At 63.6% G+C, this 16,387-nt stretch carries 18 protein-coding genes and 1 pseudogene; 10 read left to right on the plus strand and 9 right to left on the minus strand.

Features of this window, described 5'->3' with window-relative positions; genetic code table 11:
• The first annotated feature begins 233 nt into the window (after positions 1-233).
• The 3 genes from FQV39_RS31930 to FQV39_RS34520 are packed head-to-tail and all read left to right on the plus strand — an operon-like array spanning position 234 to position 3,610.
• Positions 234-2,030: a PHA/PHB synthase family protein gene (locus FQV39_RS31930; protein WP_149134440.1), complete on the plus strand. Its 1,797-nt coding sequence runs from the start codon at positions 234-236 to the stop codon at positions 2,028-2,030.
• 3 nt (positions 2,031-2,033) lie between these two features.
• Positions 2,034-3,437 carry a bifunctional enoyl-CoA hydratase/phosphate acetyltransferase gene (locus FQV39_RS31935; RefSeq protein WP_149134441.1) on the plus strand — a complete coding sequence of 468 codons (1,404 nt, stop codon included), beginning with the start codon at positions 2,034-2,036 and terminating at the stop codon, positions 3,435-3,437.
• Positions 3,410-3,610, plus strand: a complete 201-nt coding sequence (locus tag FQV39_RS34520) for an acetate and sugar kinases/Hsc70/actin family protein (RefSeq protein WP_187640373.1) — start codon at positions 3,410-3,412, stop codon at positions 3,608-3,610. The genes FQV39_RS31935 and FQV39_RS34520 overlap by 28 nt, the downstream gene beginning before the upstream one ends.
• Before the next feature lie 275 nt (positions 3,611-3,885).
• Here the strand turns inward: FQV39_RS34520 and FQV39_RS31945 are convergent, their stop codons facing one another.
• The gene (locus FQV39_RS31945) at positions 3,886-4,284 is read right to left on the minus strand and encodes a hypothetical protein (RefSeq protein WP_149134442.1); all 399 of its coding nucleotides are present in this window, start codon (positions 4,282-4,284) and stop codon (positions 3,886-3,888) included.
• A gap of 115 nt (positions 4,285-4,399) precedes the next feature.
• Between FQV39_RS31945 and FQV39_RS31950 the strand changes: the two genes are divergently transcribed.
• Entirely contained in the window at positions 4,400-4,873 is a 474-nt protein-coding gene (locus FQV39_RS31950) for an NUDIX hydrolase (protein WP_149134443.1), read from the plus strand.
• 346 nt (positions 4,874-5,219) lie between these two features.
• Here FQV39_RS31950 and FQV39_RS31955 read toward each other — a convergent pair whose 3' ends face one another.
• From FQV39_RS31955 to FQV39_RS31970, 4 genes are all read right to left on the minus strand, one after another.
• Entirely contained in the window at positions 5,220-5,867 is a 648-nt protein-coding gene (locus FQV39_RS31955; protein ID WP_149134444.1) for a BON domain-containing protein, read from the minus strand.
• A gap of 123 nt (positions 5,868-5,990) precedes the next feature.
• On the minus strand, positions 5,991-6,827 hold the full coding sequence (locus FQV39_RS31960; RefSeq protein WP_149134445.1) for a universal stress protein: 837 nt from the start codon (positions 6,825-6,827) through the stop codon (positions 5,991-5,993).
• Positions 6,828-6,847: 20 nt separating this feature from the next.
• On the minus strand, positions 6,848-7,294 hold the full coding sequence (locus FQV39_RS31965; RefSeq protein ID WP_187640374.1) for a hypothetical protein: 447 nt from the start codon (positions 7,292-7,294) through the stop codon (positions 6,848-6,850).
• Between the two features lie 120 nt (positions 7,295-7,414).
• Positions 7,415-7,948, minus strand: coding sequence for an Hsp20/alpha crystallin family protein (locus tag FQV39_RS31970; RefSeq protein ID WP_149134496.1), 534 nt, complete (start codon positions 7,946-7,948; stop codon positions 7,415-7,417).
• A 337-nt stretch (positions 7,949-8,285) separates the two neighbouring features.
• Between FQV39_RS31970 and FQV39_RS34035 the strand changes: the two genes are divergently transcribed.
• The gene (locus FQV39_RS34035) at positions 8,286-8,816 is read left to right on the plus strand and encodes a c-type cytochrome (RefSeq protein ID WP_248313540.1); all 531 of its coding nucleotides are present in this window, start codon (positions 8,286-8,288) and stop codon (positions 8,814-8,816) included.
• A gap of 565 nt (positions 8,817-9,381) precedes the next feature.
• On the opposite strand, the gene FQV39_RS31985 is transcribed toward FQV39_RS34035, so the two are convergent.
• The 3 genes and pseudogenes from FQV39_RS31985 to FQV39_RS31990 form a co-directional block, all read right to left on the minus strand.
• On the minus strand, positions 9,382-10,095 hold the full coding sequence (locus tag FQV39_RS31985; RefSeq protein WP_248313541.1) for a Spy/CpxP family protein refolding chaperone: 714 nt from the start codon (positions 10,093-10,095) through the stop codon (positions 9,382-9,384).
• 91 nt (positions 10,096-10,186) lie between these two features.
• Positions 10,187-10,383 (minus strand): annotated as a pseudogene (locus FQV39_RS34045) (sodium-independent anion transporter); the annotation flags it as partial.
• A 462-nt stretch (positions 10,384-10,845) separates the two neighbouring features.
• A complete protein-coding gene (locus FQV39_RS31990) occupies positions 10,846-11,232 on the minus strand; it encodes a hypothetical protein (protein ID WP_149134447.1) in 387 nt (128 codons plus the stop codon).
• A gap of 468 nt (positions 11,233-11,700) precedes the next feature.
• On the opposite strand from FQV39_RS31990, the gene blh reads away from it, so the two are divergent.
• The 5 genes from blh to FQV39_RS32015 are packed head-to-tail and all read left to right on the plus strand — an operon-like array spanning position 11,701 to position 14,954.
• Positions 11,701-12,996: a bifunctional sulfur transferase/dioxygenase Blh gene (blh, locus tag FQV39_RS31995; protein WP_149134448.1), complete on the plus strand. Its 1,296-nt coding sequence runs from the start codon at positions 11,701-11,703 to the stop codon at positions 12,994-12,996.
• Positions 12,996-13,328 (plus strand): sulfite-sensing transcriptional repressor BigR, encoded by a 333-nt coding sequence (gene bigR / locus FQV39_RS32000; RefSeq protein WP_149134449.1) that lies wholly within the window; start codon positions 12,996-12,998, stop codon positions 13,326-13,328. Before blh ends, bigR begins: the two co-directional genes overlap by 1 nt.
• Positions 13,325-13,732, plus strand: coding sequence for a YeeE/YedE family protein (locus FQV39_RS32005; RefSeq protein WP_149134450.1), 408 nt, complete (start codon positions 13,325-13,327; stop codon positions 13,730-13,732). The genes bigR and FQV39_RS32005 overlap by 4 nt, the downstream gene beginning before the upstream one ends.
• On the plus strand, positions 13,729-14,172 hold the full coding sequence (locus FQV39_RS32010) for a YeeE/YedE family protein (protein ID WP_149134451.1): 444 nt from the start codon (positions 13,729-13,731) through the stop codon (positions 14,170-14,172). Before FQV39_RS32005 ends, FQV39_RS32010 begins: the two co-directional genes overlap by 4 nt.
• Positions 14,169-14,954: a sulfite exporter TauE/SafE family protein gene (locus FQV39_RS32015; RefSeq protein WP_149134452.1), complete on the plus strand. Its 786-nt coding sequence runs from the start codon at positions 14,169-14,171 to the stop codon at positions 14,952-14,954. Before FQV39_RS32010 ends, FQV39_RS32015 begins: the two co-directional genes overlap by 4 nt.
• A 93-nt stretch (positions 14,955-15,047) precedes the next feature.
• Here FQV39_RS32015 and FQV39_RS29705 read toward each other — a convergent pair whose 3' ends face one another.
• Positions 15,048-16,373 carry a bifunctional serine/threonine-protein kinase/universal stress protein gene (locus FQV39_RS29705; protein ID WP_248313542.1) on the minus strand — a complete coding sequence of 442 codons (1,326 nt, stop codon included), beginning with the start codon at positions 16,371-16,373 and terminating at the stop codon, positions 15,048-15,050.
• Positions 16,374-16,387: the final 14 nt, after the last annotated feature.

The raw sequence follows: 16,387 nt of genomic DNA on the forward strand, positions 1-16,387 counted from the left end.
ACCGCACAGGCCTCGACCCTGATCCGCAATTCACCCGACCTCGGTACTGGATCGGAGCGTCGCTTCTCGACTAGCGGTCGACCCGGAACCGTCAGAACCATTGCTTTCATCGGCTTCTCCGGCCAACGCGCAACGGAATGATACCGGCGCGATACCGAGCCGGCCTTGATCAAGCTCAAGGAGTATATGGCTCTCAGGGCGCATGCTAGCGAACAGTTTCCAAAGGGACAGCCATGCACTCCTCGCCGCAAGCCGGTTTGGCCGGAAACGCCCATCGACCACAACCTTGCCGGGAGGAGACGCGTAGCTCGGAGGCCTTCTCGGCCATTGACCGCATGCGGCAGGCGTGGAGCGCGAAGTTCACCGGCGGGTTTTCGCCGATGGCCTTGACACTGGCCTATCTCGACTGGGCCGTTCATCTGGCGGCCGCGCCCGGCAAGCAGCTCGAACTCGCCAACAAGGCCGCACGCAAGGCCGCTCGCTTTGGAACTCACCTTGCGTCGGGCCTCTTCCAGGCGGACGCCGGTCCCTGCATTGCGCCGCTGCCCGGCGATCGCCGCTTCGCGGCGGCGGAATGGAGCACGCAGCCCTTCAGCTTCCTGGCGCAGGCGTTCCTGCTCAATCAGCAATGGTGGCACAACGTCACGCATGAGGTGCCGGGCGTCGAGCGTCATCACGAGGAGGTCGTCTCCTTCGTCGCCCGTCAGATCCTCGACATCTTCTCCCCTTCGAACAATCCGCTGACCAATCCGGAGGTGATCGAGCGCGCCCGCAGGACCGGAGGGGCCAATTTCATCGAAGGCTGGAGGAACTGGGTGGAAGACCTGCAGCGGCAGCTCGCCGGCCAGCCACCCGTCGGCACGGAGCGCTTCGTCGTCGGCCGGGACCTGGCGGTCACGCCAGGCAAGGTCGTCTTCCGCAACCACCTGATCGAGTTGATCCAGTACGCGCCAGCAACGCCAGACGTCCGTGCCGAGCCGATCCTGATCGTCCCGGCCTGGATCATGAAGTACTACATCCTCGACCTGTCGCCGGAGAATTCGCTGGTGCGCTACCTCGTCGGCGAGGGCTACACGGTCTTCTGCATCTCTTGGCGCAATCCCGATGCCGGCGACCGCGACCTTGCCATCGAGGACTACCGCCACAGCGGCGTGATGGCCGCGCTCGACGCCATCGCGGCGATCATGCCCGGCCGCAAGGTCCACGCTGCCGGCTATTGCCTGGGCGGCACGCTTCTGGCCATCGCGGCCGCAGCCATGGCGCGCGACGGCGAGAAGCGGCTGGCTTCACTGACCTTCCTCGCCGCCCAGACCGATTTCAGCGAGCCGGGCGAGCTCGCGCTTTTCATCGACGCGAGCCAGCTGCGCTTCCTCGACAGCATGATGTGGAACCGCGGCTATCTCTCGGCCGACCAGATGGCCGCGGCCTTCCAGATCCTGCGCTCGAACGATCTGGTCTGGTCGCGGCTGGTGCACGACTATCTGATGGGGGAGCGCTCCCCGATGTTCGATCTCATGGCCTGGAATGCGGATTCCACCCGCATGCCATACCGGATGCAGGCGGAGTATCTGCGCAGCCTCTATCTCGACAACGACCTGGCGAGCGGCCGCTTCATCGTCGAGGGACGGCCGGCGGCTCTCCAGAACATCCGCACGCCGATCTTCGCCGTCGCGACGGAGGCCGACCATGTCGCTCCCTGGCGCTCCGTCCACAAATTGCACCTGCTGACCGATGCCGATTTGACGTTTGTGCTGACCAGCGGCGGGCACAACGCCGGCATCGTCAGCGAGCCCGGCCATTCCGGACGTCACTATCGGATCATGCTGAAGAAGCATGGCGACCCCTGCCTCGGTCCGGACGAATGGTTCGCGGCGGCCCGGATCCGTGAAGGCTCATGGTGGACGGCCTGGACGGATTGGCTTGGCACGCTGTCCTCGCCCGAACAGGTCACGCCAACCGCCATGGGCGGTGCCGGAGGCGCCGGCGAGCCGCTCTGCGATGCGCCTGGGACCTATGTGCTGGAAAGGTGAGCCGTGGATCAGGAGCTTTTCACGAACCGCATCTTCGACGAGATCGCCATCGGCGAAAGCGCCTCTCTGGTCCGCATCGTTCGCCCCGATGACATCGAGCTTTTCGCTGCCGTTTCGGGCGATGCCAATCCTGTTCATCTGGATGCGACCTTCGCGGCGAGTGATCCGTTCGGACACGTCGTCGCGCATGGGATGTGGACCGCGGCGCTGGTCTCGGCCGTGCTCGGCATGAAGCTGCCCGGTCCAGGCACGATCTATCTCGGGCAGGATCTGCGCTTCCTGAAGCCGGTCGCGCCCGGCGACACCGTGACTGCCACCGTGACGGCACGAAGCAAGGATGCGCGGAAGCGCACCGTTGTGCTGGATACGGTCTGCACCAACCAGAATGGCGAGACGGTCCTTTCCGGGACGGCGACGGTGACGGCGCCCAAGCAGCGCGTGACCTGGCCGCGCTTGCGTCTTCCCGAGGTGACCCTGAAACACTCCGATCGCTACGACAGCATCGTGGCGCAAGCCCGCGCCTTGCCGCCTTTGAGTGCCGCGATTGTCCACCCCTGTTCGCCGGAAGCGATTCTCGCGGCGATCGAGGTTCGCGATGAAGGCTTGTTGCAGCCGCTTCTCGTCGGCCCGGAAGCGAAGATCCGGGCTGCTGCGGAGAAGGCCGGCGTCACGCTCGACGGAATCGCGATCGAGCACGCCCCGCACAGCCATGCCGCAGCCGCGCGCGCCGTCGAGCTCGCGGTCGCGGGCCGAGTGGCCGCACTTATGAAGGGCAGTCTCCATACGGACGAACTGCTGGGCGCCGTCGTTGCGCCAGGCTCGGGTCTCACGACGGAACGGCGCATCAGCCATGTCTATGCGATGAGCCTGCCCGCCTATCCCAAGCCGCTGATCGTGACGGACGCGGCGGTCAACATCCAGCCGTCGCTGATGCAGAAGCGTGACATCTGTCAGAACGCGATCGACATGCTGCATCTGCTCGGCCTGGCGGAGCCTTTGGTGGCGGTCCTGGCTGCCGTTGAGACCGTCAGCGACCGGATGCCGTCGACGCTCGATGCGGCGGCTCTCACTGTGATGGCGGCGCGTGGCCAGATCACCGGGGCCAAGGTCGACGGTCCGCTTGCTTTCGACAATGCGATCAGCCCGGAGGCGGCGCGAACAAAGGGGATCGTCTCTCCGGTTGCCGGGCAGGCCGACATCCTGCTCGTGCCTGATTTGGAGGTGGGCAATATGCTGGCCAAGCAACTGATCTATTTCGCCAATGCCGATGCGGCGGGGCTCGTGCTGGGTGCGCGCGTGCCAATCATCCTGACGAGCCGGGCTGACTCCCTGAAGACGCGCATCGCATCGGCCGCGCTGGCGAAGCTGGTCGCCGCCCATTGCCAGCCTTTGACGGTGCCGGCATAAGCGAGCCGCTTCTCGTCACCTTCAATGCCGGCTCCTCGATGGTAAAGATCGGGCTCTTCGTGCTGGGCGAAACCGGGCTGAAGCGGAGCGGCAAGGGCGTGATCGATTTCCGCGAGCCGCCGTTGCGCTTCCGGCAGATCGGAAAGCCGGATATCGGCCCGGACAGCCGGTAGTTTCTCGGCAGCGACAAGCCTGGAACCCACCAGGATCTACTCTGCTGGCGGATCGCGGGTGAGGTCGCTTTAGCCGGTGATTCGCGCGGCAGTGGCGCGGCGGTTAACGTGGTTCGATCTCGACCTCGGTGATCAATGCCGCCGTCCGACCGCAGATTAGCCATGCCAGTGGCCGTGAGAAAGCCGTTGTCGCGGAAAACGCACTGGCGGTGGTGAAGGCCGCCGAACGAGCCTTCTGAGCTGAACTAAGAATGTCAGCTCAGACAGGCTTCCCGCTAGGCCGCAGCTTTCTGGGCGCCCGTCCAGCCCGACATATACTGGGCGCCGACCCCGGTCCAGGCATCCATGTTCTTGCGGGCGAGCGTGGACAGTCTCTCGGCCTCGTCGGCGTAAGCGCCGCCGAAGCCTTTGGCGAAATCCTGCTGGGCGTCGACCGCCTGGGCGATCTCCTTACAGCGGCCGAGCTTGGCGCAGAGCTCGGCCTGGGCCTGCATTCTGCGTCCCATGAAGGCCAGGATTTCCGAGGCCATCGCGAGCTGGGTTTCCCAGATCTTTTGCGGCAGCACGGTTGCCGAGGCGAGCTGCGCTTTGACGATCTGCATTCCCTCATCGACCATAGCGGTGGCCCCGATCTGGTCGGCAGCGAGGGAGTTGGAGACAGGCTTCGTAGGCATGTGAACCTCCTGAATTGTCTCTGCCGCCTAGGTTGCGACGGTCGCGAGTTTCCTCGGGACGCGTCGCCCGGTCCTTGACACATCGCAAATTGGGGCACCGGTTGAGGTTTTTTTGATGGCTTCCTGCAGTGTCGGCATCTTGATGTATCGCCTTGTGGCAGAAGGAGCCGAAGTCCTTCTCGTGCATCCGGGCGGCCCGTTCTGGCAGCGCAAGGATCTTGGCGCTTGGTCGATTCCGAAGGGCGAGCCGCAGCCGGGCGAAACCGCGCAGGAAACTGCGCGACGGGAGTTCGCAGAAGAACTGGGAACTGTGCCGCCAGGTCCTCTTGTTCCGCTCGGACGCATTCGGCAACGGGGAGGGAAGGTCGTCGAAGCCTTTGCGCTGAGGGGCGACCTGGAAGCGGAAAAGCTTCGCTGCAGCAGTGAGGTCGAGCTCGAATGGCCGCGCGGCAGCGGCCAAATCCGCCGATTTCCCGAAATTGACCGAGCGGCCTGGTTCTCGCTTCCGGAGGCGCGGCTGCGCATCCTGGCGGCGCAAGGCGAACTTCTTGAGCGTCTCGAACACGAACTGTCGAACAAAAATGCTTAAAGGCCATTATTAAGGCTGGAACAGTGGCTCCGCTCTTCGCGGCGATTTATGGCCGAGGGCAAATTTCTTGCTTTTGACGACCAGACAGATGCGCTGTCCGTGCCATGTGACTATCCGCTCGACATGGCCGGTGGGCCAGATCCTGATCACGCTGCCGTCATCGCGCATGATGTAGGCTGGGATCAAGGCCGAATGGGTTCGCCGAATGCTCCGCTCTTCCTGTCGCGTTAGCCGGGTCGCAAGCATGCTCGCTCCTCGACATCATGGCTATCAGCCTTCGAGATTGCTTGAACGGACCGGCCGAGTCCAATTGCCTCGGCCGGCATGATGGTTCGTCGAAGATAGCTTAGGCCACGGCCAAGTGATCCTCGACCGCATTCACCCCGGGGGCGGCCCAAGCAGCGCGTTCCGCGAGCACGCGTTCGTGCCAGGCTTTCACTTTGCCTTCGAGGGTCACTCGACCACCCGATACAAGCACGCGGATCTGGTTCGCTTCGAATTCGGCGTTGCGCTTTAGGGCGTCCTCGATCCGGTGCTTGATGTCGCCGGCCTGGACGGCAGGCTTGATCGTGATGGCGTTGGTGATGCCGATGACGCCGGAAAGCTTTCGAACGGCGGTCTCGGCGGCCCTGCTCTGGAAGTACCATGGGACCTCACCACTCAGGGTGACCCATCCCTTCTGAACCTTGAGTTGGACCTTGTCGTTGGGAATGGTGGTGTCCCATTCGATGATCTTGAGTGCCCGCTGCGCGATCTCGTCATCGTTGGTCTTCTGGTCGTAGGGCCAACGCACCTCGATCTCTTGGGCAATGGCTCGGACCCCCTTCACGCGTTGAACGACCCGCTCTGCCATAAGCTTTTCGGCATAGCTGCCGACATGGCCCGACAAGGTCACGACGCCATTGTCCGCGGAAACGCCGATTTGCGCTGCGTTGATACTGGGCTCAAACTCCAGCTCATTGAGTACATCTTCGCGGAGAGACAAATCACTCATGGCGACCTCCTGTGTTTGGTGCAATTTGTATTTTATGTAGTAAGTTATGTTTTGCTTTGATATTAATCAAAAATAACTCAGAGATTAATATCTACCTATTTAAGATTGGAATTTATTTCGAGATCAATGTGACATCAGGCACGGGATGGGCGAGTCCGCAAGTAGATCGCCTGTGACTCCTCCGAAAATCCATTCCCGCAAACGGTTGTGGCCGTAGGCGCCCGATACGATCAAATCGCTCCCATCTTCCAAGGCAGCGTCGACGATGGTGTCGGCGTAGGATCCTGACAGCGACGTCCGGATCATTGGCCGACTAGTGATGCCGTGGCGCGCGAGATGCGCACAGACGTCTTCCCCGCTTTGGTCTCTCGCATCGTCTCCCACGGAAAGAACGGTCACGCTCTCGGCGCGCTGGAGAAACGGCAGCGCATCCAACACGGCTCGCCGGGCTTCGCGCGTATCCTTCCAGGCGACAATGACGCGACGGGCCAGGATGCTCCGGCCGTTTTGCGGGACGATGAGAACAGGTCGGCCCAATTCCATCACGGCATCGCCGGCGTCGATTGTGATCATTCGGTGGGAAGCGCCCGAAGATGACCTTGCGACGATGATAAGATCTGCGGCGCGGGCCTGGTTGGCGATGAATTCAGTCGGCCGTTGAATATTGCTACGCCACTCAATGTCGGGCAGATGACCAACGCCACGCCTGAAATTTGTCTCTGCCTGTGCCAAATCTTCCATGGCTGCATTCCTCGCGTTCTCGACGAGGATTGGGCGTGCGGTTGCCAGACCGTCCTCGAGATAGGGAAGCGTTGCCTCCTCGGCGGCTATGCCGATCAGGAGGCTGCCGAACCGAGAAGCAAGCGAGGCAGCCAAGGCGACATGATTTTCGGCGTGGCTCGACAGGCCGACACAAACCATGATGCTGGCGTAGTTGCGAGTGGTCGAGCTGGGGTTCATCGGGAGGTACCTTGTCCGTTTCAGGCTGACCTACGGTGATATGATGCGCAGGTAGCGTGGAGGAGGCGTTGCGCAATTCCTGACCGAGGCGATTTCAACTTGAGTGCGGCAGCACGAAATGGCAGCAACTCTCCGTCGGCTGCTCTCAGCGAAACGTAATCGCCTGGTCCGAAGCGATGCCCATCGAGCCGATAGCCAAGCTCGTCATGCTGCTTGCTGGTATCGTCGTAGTCGATGCACCATGTCGCGCCGCCAGGCCCGCCGGCTCGATGGATCAGCCAGCCGTAGCGGTCGGCTTCACTAGTCCAGAAGCGTCGAACGCGGCACCTTCCACGGCTTCGTCGCCATGCTTTCGCATCGAGATAAAGCCGCGAGTCCAGCGGCGCATGGATCTCATAGCCGCAACCCGAATACCCCTCGAGGTAAGTGGCCGTGCGCGCAAGATGGAGCGTCACAACGTACATCATGGAGTTTCTCACTATCGATTGTTGAAGCGCTCGCGCCGAGTTCCCGCGCGATAGGGGCCAGCACCACGAGAGACCCATCCACAGAATTCCCGTCGCGCCGGCCCGATGCTTCCAGCACAGTCAAGCCGCCTTGACTGGGATGACCTCTTCCTTCGGCTGAGCCTTTACTCTCCTGGGGACGGCGATACTCAGAACGCCATTGGCGTACCGAGCTTCGATCTTGTCCGCGACGATATCATCCGGCAGCCGGAACGAGCGAAAGAACGAGCCGTAGCGCCGCTCGGAGACATAGGCATCCTCGTCCTTGCGCTCCTTTTCGCTCTTCTTTTCGCCACTGATCGTTAGGAGCCCGTCCGATAGTTTGACCTGCACGTCAGCCGGCGCGATGCCCGGAAGCTCCGCCGTGATGTTGTAGAGTTCGTCCGTCTTGGAAACGTCGACGGCAGGAACGCTTCCCCAGCGTTCGAAGCGGGGCAGAGACAAATCGAAGGACAGCGGAGCTGCGAAGGGCCGCCGGCCAGAGCGGAAGCCGAAATTGTCGAACAATCGATCCATCTCGCTCCAGAAGCGATCGAAGCCGGCCAATTCGGATTGAGGGGAGCCAGGCTCGTACGTTTCACCTTTGATCGGGAGCTTAGTTGCTGGTTCTGCCATGATCGCCTCCTGTGAGAGATGGCGGGCGGCGTTACTTCGTGCATCGTCGCGGTCGCGCCGCTCGATCGAAACCCGGCGCACGACGCTCGGGGACCGGGGCCGATGCGCGATCCAAACACGCATCGATGTCTGCCACCTTGAGAGAAATCAAAAATGCAGCCCGGCAGAGCTTGAGGTGCAGGCCCGTGGTTCTGCGTAGCGTTGCGCTGTTTGTCGGTCGGTAGTGAGTTCCGCCAGAATGATCGCGATCTTGGTCTTCTGCCGAAAAATGCGCGGCCTCTAGTTTCGAGCCGCTTGCCGGGGCCGAGCCCGCTTTGATCGTGAGGCACACTGCGGAATGACGTTGCGCTCCCGGAACACCCGGCCGCTATCGAACCATTTCTCGATCCCGGGTCTCGAAAGATTGTGCCGGCTTGCATGTCAGATCAGGCGCGGCTGCGAAGAGCGGCATCTCGAGGAACGGGATCTGCACGCGGACGTTGGCGGTGGCCATCCCCTGTTTCATTCAATAAAATGGGACAACAGCGAGGGTCTGATCATGGGACGCCTGCGGAGCTTTGCGGTTGGTGCTGTCCTGTCCGTTGTGCCGGCAACCTTGAGCGCGCAGACGACAGGTGACCCGCAGCAGGGTTTGGCGTTCGCGCGGGAGGCTTGCGCTGCGTGTCACGCGGTGGAGCGCCGGCAGCATTCTTCCCCCAATCCGCAAGCGCCGCCTTTCGACGCCATCGCAAACACGCGCGGCATGACGGGGATGGCGTTGTCTGCGTTCCTCCAGACATCCCACCCTACAATGCCAAACCTGATCTTGGAGGCAGACGAAATCGCGAATGTCGCCGCCTACATCCTTAGCTTGAAAGGTGGACAGTGACGGTCAATCCAACGCCATGGGTCAACCGACGAGCTGAGACGAACTTGCCGTACGGCCCTCTCAATATCCGGAGGACGGCTATACAGACGGAATTTCGACGCCGCGAGTGTTTGGGCGTCGCTGTGGCTCTTCTCATGACACCTGCAAGCGAGGCGGCGGCGGCCAATAGTGCCAGAGGACAGCGAACTGCCGAGCGCTGGTGCTCCGAATGCCATGTTGTCGCGCCCGGGCAAATACGAGCCTCCGACGCCGTCCCGACGTTTGCTCAGATTGGTGGGGCCGGGCGCTTTAATGAGAAGACGCTCGCAGCCTTCCTAGCGAACCCGCATCATTCACGCATGCCGAACCTATCGCTCACGCGTTCCGAGATTGCAGATCTCGTCGCTTACCTCAAGCGCCAGGCGCGCTAGGGGACGGTCAGCCTCAGCTATGCTCCGCCGACACGGTCCATTGGCGGTTACGGCCCCGGCGTCTGCCCCCGCTATGGGGTCCGGTTCAGCGCGTTGTCTAACTCGGAGCGAGGAGGTGACCTACTTGCGTGCCCGGGATCATCCGGGTTGGAGTGTCAGCGGTTGTCCTCGTTGACGTCGTCATCGTCCCCGGATCCGCCGGGCATCATGGCGCGGCCGGGACCCATCATCCCCCGGCCCATCATCCCTTGCCCCATCATGTCGCGGCCGCCCATCCGGACGAGCACTTGCAGCCGCCGCTTCTGAGCCTCGTCGAGCGTCGCATAGAGCGGCGACGCGGCGTCCGCGAGTTTGCGCATGGCGTCCGCTCCCTGGCTCATGCGGTCGGCCATAGCGCGGAGCAGACCCACCGGATCGCTCGCCGCCATCCCGCGGGTCTGGCGCATGGCCTGCATATGGCCGAGATGTAGGGTGGCCAAGTTGCGGATCGCAGTTTCGACGGGGGGCCACAGCTTCTCCTGGTCGGCGGACAGCTTCAGCCCTGCATGGATTGCCGCGATATGGGCATCGATGAAGGCGCTCATGTCCTCGGCTGAGAATCGGCCCATCATCCCTCTGCTCATCATGCTGCCGGGCATGCCTTGGCCCTGCATCATGCCCTGGCCCATCATCTGGCCCTGCATCATCTGCCCCATGGGCATTGGCATCCCGGATTGGCCGGGCGTCGCCTGAGGCTGTGCCGGGGCCGTGGATTGGGCCTGCGCTGCGGTGGCACCACCCGGATGGTGTTGGTCATGGGAGGTTGGTGCCTGGGCCAGCGCGGGTCCGGCGAACGCAATCAGAACGGTAGCGAGAACAAGCGTCTTCATGGCAGGCTCTCCTTTGCAAGTCAGTCGACCAATGAAAAAAATGATCTCAGCGCATCTCTCGTTTCATGGGCGAGGGGAGTGCTAATTGTTCGGCATCGGGATAGCGCGGGATGTCGTGGAGACCCTCAACGCATTTGGCTCTCCCCCAAGAATCGCCGAATGTGGACGCCAGCCACCCCAAAGGAACTCAATGACCTCAATAGCGACGACCAGACCTATGCCCGGAATCGCCCCCAGCTCGGGGCGCCCCACCGAGCAGATGATGGAGAGCCAGAATTTCCGTCGCTGGCAAATGCGATGCCGAGCGGTACGAACGTCGTCGCCAAATGACTGATCATGCCGCTACACAATCCGACGCAGCGTGTTGAAACCCGGCAGTGCCCCAATCGACACTGCCTGCCCCGGCATTGTCTTGATAATCGCGATTGACGATGCTCTCGTTTGGAGAGGCCGTAAACGACACCGGCAGTCGTCCTGAGAGCCCATCGCATCTATCCAATTAGTGAGTCATCAAGATTGGTAGGCGACAATCATTGAGCATGCTCTCAGAATCCGCAAAAATTCAGGGCTGCTTACCTTCAGGGCGTGGATAGCATCCATCTGGTCGGGAAATTCATCGCGAAGCGTATGCGGCGTGTTCGACAATGTCCTGTTCTCCTTGATGTTCCCCCATGCGCTCCAGACTGACGGGGGGAAATCGCTGGCACGCCTCACGCGAGGCCGCAAAGATGATGGTATTTGGACGATGCACTAAGGCTTTTCGACCCGAACAACGCGATAGACATGGTAATCTGGCGGCTTGCCGATCGAGATGTACTCACCGGTTAGGAAGCGTTCTTCTCCAAGACGAAAGCCGAGTTCGTCGTCGCTTTCTCCTGCTTCGTAATCGAAATACCACTGGCCGCCGGGTTTGCGTCGCAATCGACCGATTTTGGCTTCCTGGCCCTCGTCGAACCGGCGCACCCGACATGCCGCTTGATGATTTTTCCACTCCACCGGGTCGAGACGATTTTCGCCATCCAGCGGAACCAAGAGATCGTACCCTTGATCCTCTTCGCCGGAAGGATGGCCCTTTTCCCGTGCGAGCAGCAGCCGCACATGGCGGAAACTCGATGGCAGGTCTTTAGCGTAAACCATAATCTGGATGCCCTTTCGACATCCCTCATAACCTGGGGGGCGGCGTTTCCCTTTGATTTGCGTCAAGGGGACCCGACGCTTGTAGAAGTCCTCAGCGCTAGTAAGGCCGCTGACTTCCTCAACGCAATCGGCTGTAAGCAGGCATTGGCGCAACGCCAGCTACCAGACGCTCAGATGAGAAATGCCCGAACGAAACGAGTCCCTATTGACGCACTGCACTCAGATGGCTTTCCCGACGAGTGCGCCGACCCCGGCTGTCAGGCCCAACGCAAACGCGCCTGACGCCTGGCTGAAGATGAAACCGTCACGGCGTCAGGAGGCTGTCAGTGCGTCGCCTCAGGTTGATCATGCCGGACGCAGCACCCTGGTGTCCTAGTCGTCCGGTCGTAAGGATGAGGCGAGGCTTGCGTTCTGTCAATATACATTATACGTAATCGTATAATGAATGATACCGAGAGGATGCTCACGATGACTGCGGTGAAGATCGACGACCGGCTGACGGTCACCAGCCATCCGAGCCAAGACACGCTCGCCGCGCTGGCGGCTGCCGGCTTCACCACCATCATCAACAACCGGCCCGACGGCGAGGAGCCGGGACAGCCTGGCAGCGCCGCCGAGAAGGCAATTCTTGAGCGGGCCGGCCTTGCCTTTTACTTCATCCCCGTGACGGCGGCGACGATCACCGAAGCCGATATCCGTTCCTTCCAGGAGGCGGTGTCCGGGGCCAAAGGGCTTGTCTACGCCCATTGCCGCAGCGGCACGCGATCATTGACGCTGCATGTACTAGGCGAGGTGCTGGCAGGGCGGATGAAGCCCGGCGAGATCGAGGCCTTCGGCCGCGCGCACGGCTTCGATCTCTCGGGCGCGGTGCAGTGGCTCGCCCGGGATGCCGCCCGGGCGCCGCAGGTGAAAAGCTTTTACGAGCCGCGCACCGGCAGCATCCAGTATGTCGTCGCTGATCCGAAGACGAGGCGCTGCGCGATCATCGATCCGGTCTATGAGTTCGATGAGAAGTCCGGGGCGACCGCCACGCGTCAGGCCGACGAGATTCTCGCCTATGTGGCGCGCGAGGGGCTCACCGTCGAGTGGATTCTCGACACCCATCCTCACGCCGATCACTTCTCGGCCGCTCACTATCTCAAGCAGAAGACAGGCGCCCCGACCGCCATCGGCGCGCGCGTCACGGATGTCCAGAAGCTCTGGCAGGCCATCTTTAACTGTCCGGAACTGGCGACCGACGGCTCGCAATGGGACCGGCTCTTCGCCGACGGCGACAGCTTCAAGGTGGGCGAGCTCATGGGGCGCGTGATGTTCTCGCCGGGCCACACCCTTGCCTCCGTGACCTATGTGATCGGCGATGCGGCGTTCGTGCACGATACGGTCTTCATGCCGGATTCCGGCACTGCGCGGGCAGATTTTCCGGGCGGCAGCGCCAGGGCACTGTGGGCGTCGATCCAGGCGATTCTGGCCTTGCCGGACGATACGCGCCTGTTCACCGGGCACGATTACGAGCCAGGCGGGCGCGCCGCCAAATGGGAGAGCACGGTTGGCGAGCAGAAGCGCGCGAACCCGCATCTCGCCGGCATGACGGAGGAGCGCTTCGTCGCGCTGCGGGAGGCGCGCGACCGCACCCTGCCGATGCCGAAGCTGATCCTGCATGCGCTGCAGGTGAACATCCGCGGCGGCCGGCTGCCGGAGCCCGAAGCCAACGGCAGGCGCTATCTCAAATTCCCGCTCGATACGCTCGTGGGGGCCGCGTGGTGATGGACGCCAAGACGACCCACGCTATGCCTCCGGCGGAGATGGAGGCGCGTGCCGGCGAGGTCGCCGCCCTGCTCAAGACATTGTCGCATCCGGCACGTCTGAGGCTCGCCTGCGCCCTTGCCGAGGGCGAATACGCGGTCGGCGAGCTCGAGGAGCGGCTGGGCATCCGTCAGCCGACGCTGTCGCAGCAGCTCGGCGCGCTGCGAGATGCCGGGGTCGTCACCACACGCCGCGAGGCCAAGCAGATCTTCTACCGCCTGAGCGAAGAGAAGGCCGCGCGTCTGATCGAAGCCCTCTACGCCATCTTCTGCGAACCGGAGCAGCACCCATGAGTGCCTATTGGCCTTCCCTGATCGGCGGCATGTTGCTCGGCCTTTCGGCCGTCGCGCTGCTGCTGCTCGATGGGCGGATCGCCGGCATCAGCGGCATCGTCGGCCGGCTGCTCGGCGGCGGCCAGATCCCGCTGAATGCGGCTTTCGTCATCGGGCTCCTCAGCGGCCCACCGCTCTACATGTCGGTCTTCGGGAGCTTCCCGGCCATGACCATCGCCACCTCCTGGCTCCTGGTCCTCGTGGCTGGGCTCGCCGTGGGCATCGGCACGCGCATGGGTTCGGGCTGCACCTCGGGCCACGGCATCCTCGGCCTTGCCCGCTTTTCGAAACGTTCGTTCGTCGCGACCGTGACCTTCCTCCTCGCAGGGGTCGCGATGGCGACGCTGATGGAGTTCCTGCGGTGAACCGTCTCGCACCCCTGCGCATCGTCGTTGCGCTCCTCGCCGGCGCGCTCTTCGGCTTCGGCCTGTCGCTCTCCGGAATGCTCGATCCGGCGCGCGTGCTCGGCTTCCTCAATCTCGCCAGCGGGCATTGGGACCCGAGCCTGGCGTTCGTGCTCGGCGGCGCGGTGCTCGTGGCGGTGCCCGGCGTCATGCTGCAACGCCGTCTGCGGCGCCCCCTGCTCGACGACAGTTTCCACCTGCCGGAAAAGACGGAGATCGATGGGCGGCTGGTGGCCGGCTCGGCGCTATTCGGAGCCGGATGGGGGCTCGCCGGCTTCTGCCCGGGCCCGGCGGTCTCGGCCCTGTCGATGGGGCTCGTCCCGGTCTTCCTGTTCGTCGCGGCGATGGCGGCAGGGATGATGCTGCATGACCGGGTCATCGCGGGGATGCTGCCGCGATGACCTCGACTCTCGTCCCCGCGCTCGCTTCCGGCGGCCTCGTCGGCTTCAGCCTCGGCCTGGTCGGCGGCGGCGGCTCGATCCTGGCCACGCCGCTGCTCCTCTATGTCGTCGGTGTCGCCAGCCCGCATGTCGCGATCGGTACCGGCGCGCTGGCGGTCTCGATCAATGCCTATGCCAACCTGCTCGCCCATGCCCGGAAGGGTCATGTGCGCTGGCTCTGCGCGGCCGTCTTCGCCGCGGTGGGCACGCTTGGCACCCTTCTCGGTTCCAGCCTCGGCCTCGTCGTCGACGGAACGCGCCTTCTCCTGCTCTTCGGCACACTGATGGCGGTCGTGGGGCTGCTGATGCTGCGGCCGCGCGGCGTCGGCCGCGGCGGCGAGCGGCCGGTCGATCGGCGCACATGCGCGCTCACCGCCGCCGCGGCGATGGCGTCCGGCGGGGCCTCCGGCTTCTTCGGCATCGGCGGCGGCTTCCTCATCGTGCCGGCGCTGATCTTCGCCACCGGCATGCCGATGATCAATGCCATCGGCTCCTCGCTGCTCGCGGTCGGCACCTTCGGGTTGGCGACGGCCCTGAACTATGCCCGCAGCGGCCAGGTCGACTGGGTCGTCGCAGCGCAGTTCATCTCCGGCGGCATCCTGGGCGGCATTCTCGGCATGCTGCTGGCGACGCGTCTCTCGACGGGCAAGGCCACGCTGAACCGCATCTTCGCCGCGCTCATCCTGACGGTCGCGACATATGTGATCTTCAAGAACCTGCCGGCGACAATAAGCTTCGGGTAATCGCGAAATCCGTCTTTTGCGGCATGACGCGGGCAGGGGCCGGCCGAATTGCCATGGGATGCCGGCGACGTTGCTGCGATGACTAAGTCACGGCTACGCTTGTTCCGCGGGGGACCCGTGCCGCACCACCGTGACGGAACAGCCGGCCTCGGCCACCACCTTGGACGAGACACTGCCGAGATGGCGGCGCAAAGCGGAAGCGCCGCGCGCGCCGAGGACGATATGGCCGATCTGGTTATGCTCGGCATAGCGCAGGATCGCGTCGGCTGCGCTCACCGCCCGCACGACGTGGTAGCTGATCCGGTCCTCGGCGAGGCCGAGCGGGCGAGCCCAGTCCTTCAGCGCAACCAGTCGCTTGATGTAGATGGAGCGGCCAACGCTGTCCGTCATGACGTCCTCGCGGAGAATCTCTGTCTTCAGGACGGTCAGGCAAGCGAGGCGGGAATCGGCGCGGGCCGCCACGAGCCGGCCGGTCTCGGTGAGCACCGCGTCGGCCAGCGGATCGGCGCCGTCGGCGAGGTCGACCGCCGCCAGGACGAGCCCCGGACCGGCTTCCCGCCGCCTGGCCGTGGGGACGCCGGTGAGCAGATGGTCATCGCGCTTCTGGAAGGCTGCGAGGAGCCGGTCCCACCACCGGCGTGGCGGCCGGGGCTCGACGATCACCACCTGCTCAGGGTTGCGCAGGTCGAAGGCAACGCGCGCCGCATCCGCGTAGCGGCGCTCGCGATCGACCTCGAGGCATTTCCGGATGATTGTCTCGAGCCAGGCAGGCACCTTCGGGTTGCGGGCGGAGGGCGGCCGCGGCGCATGATAGAGCCTCCTCTTCATGCCTGCCCGCGTCGAGGGCCAGTCGAAGGGAGGCGCGCCGGTGGCGAGCAGATAGAGGATGCCTCCCAGGGCGAAGATATCGCTCGCAGGGTCGGAACGGTCGCCCAGCACCTGCTCGGGTGCGATATAGGCGGCGGAGCCCATCGGGACGTTGCTCTCCTCGGAAAGCAGGTCCGGCAGGCCCGCATGGCGGGAGAGGCCGAAATCGAGCAGCACCGCGCCGCGCGCGGCGAGGATGACATTCTCGGGCTTCAGGTCGAGATGCGCGACCCGCTGCTGATGCAGGCTGGCCAGCGCTATTGCCACCTCGGCTCCGATGCGCGCGACCTCCTCGGGGGGCAGCGGTGCGCTCTTGGCTACACTCGTTAAGCTCTCGCCTTCGACGAACTCCATCGCGATGTAGGGGGTCAGCGCGAGATCGCCGGAGCGGATGTAGCGCGGAACATGCGGGCCCGACAGGCGCTTCAGGATGAGTTCCTCAACCTCGTAGCCGATGACGGTCGAGACATCCTGGCCGGGATCGAGAAAGGGGATCTTGAGCACGACAGGGACTTCCACATCCGGATGATGCGCCCGCCAGAGCGAAGCCATGCCGCCGGAGGGCA

The organism is Bosea sp. F3-2 (genome assembly GCF_008253865.1).
In the GTDB taxonomy this organism is placed as follows: domain Bacteria; phylum Pseudomonadota; class Alphaproteobacteria; order Rhizobiales; family Beijerinckiaceae; genus Allobosea.

Coding starts and splice junctions, on each gene's coding strand:
- FQV39_RS31930 (WP_149134440.1), top strand. CDS start 234: ATGCACTCCTCGCCGCAAGCCGGTTTGGCCGGAAACGCCCATCGACCA.
- bigR (WP_149134449.1), top strand. CDS start 12,996: ATGGACGCCAAGACGACCCACGCTATGCCTCCGGCGGAGATGGAGGCG.
- FQV39_RS34035 (WP_248313540.1), top strand. CDS start 8,286: ATGACGTTGCGCTCCCGGAACACCCGGCCGCTATCGAACCATTTCTCG.
- FQV39_RS31960 (WP_149134445.1), bottom strand. CDS start 6,827: ATGAACCCCAGCTCGACCACTCGCAACTACGCCAGCATCATGGTTTGT.
- FQV39_RS31950 (WP_149134443.1), top strand. CDS start 4,400: ATGGCTTCCTGCAGTGTCGGCATCTTGATGTATCGCCTTGTGGCAGAA.
- FQV39_RS32005 (WP_149134450.1), top strand. CDS start 13,325: ATGAGTGCCTATTGGCCTTCCCTGATCGGCGGCATGTTGCTCGGCCTT.
- FQV39_RS31945 (WP_149134442.1), bottom strand. CDS start 4,284: ATGCCTACGAAGCCTGTCTCCAACTCCCTCGCTGCCGACCAGATCGGG.
- FQV39_RS31990 (WP_149134447.1), bottom strand. CDS start 11,232: ATGGTTTACGCTAAAGACCTGCCATCGAGTTTCCGCCATGTGCGGCTG.
- FQV39_RS31985 (WP_248313541.1), bottom strand. CDS start 10,095: ATGAAGACGCTTGTTCTCGCTACCGTTCTGATTGCGTTCGCCGGACCC.
- blh (WP_149134448.1), top strand. CDS start 11,701: ATGACTGCGGTGAAGATCGACGACCGGCTGACGGTCACCAGCCATCCG.
- FQV39_RS31965 (WP_187640374.1), bottom strand. CDS start 7,294: ATGATGTACGTTGTGACGCTCCATCTTGCGCGCACGGCCACTTACCTC.
- FQV39_RS29705 (WP_248313542.1), bottom strand. CDS start 16,373: ATGGCTTCGCTCTGGCGGGCGCATCATCCGGATGTGGAAGTCCCTGTC.
- FQV39_RS31970 (WP_149134496.1), bottom strand. CDS start 7,948: ATGGCAGAACCAGCAACTAAGCTCCCGATCAAAGGTGAAACGTACGAG.
- FQV39_RS32015 (WP_149134452.1), top strand. CDS start 14,169: ATGACCTCGACTCTCGTCCCCGCGCTCGCTTCCGGCGGCCTCGTCGGC.
- FQV39_RS31955 (WP_149134444.1), bottom strand. CDS start 5,867: ATGAGTGATTTGTCTCTCCGCGAAGATGTACTCAATGAGCTGGAGTTT.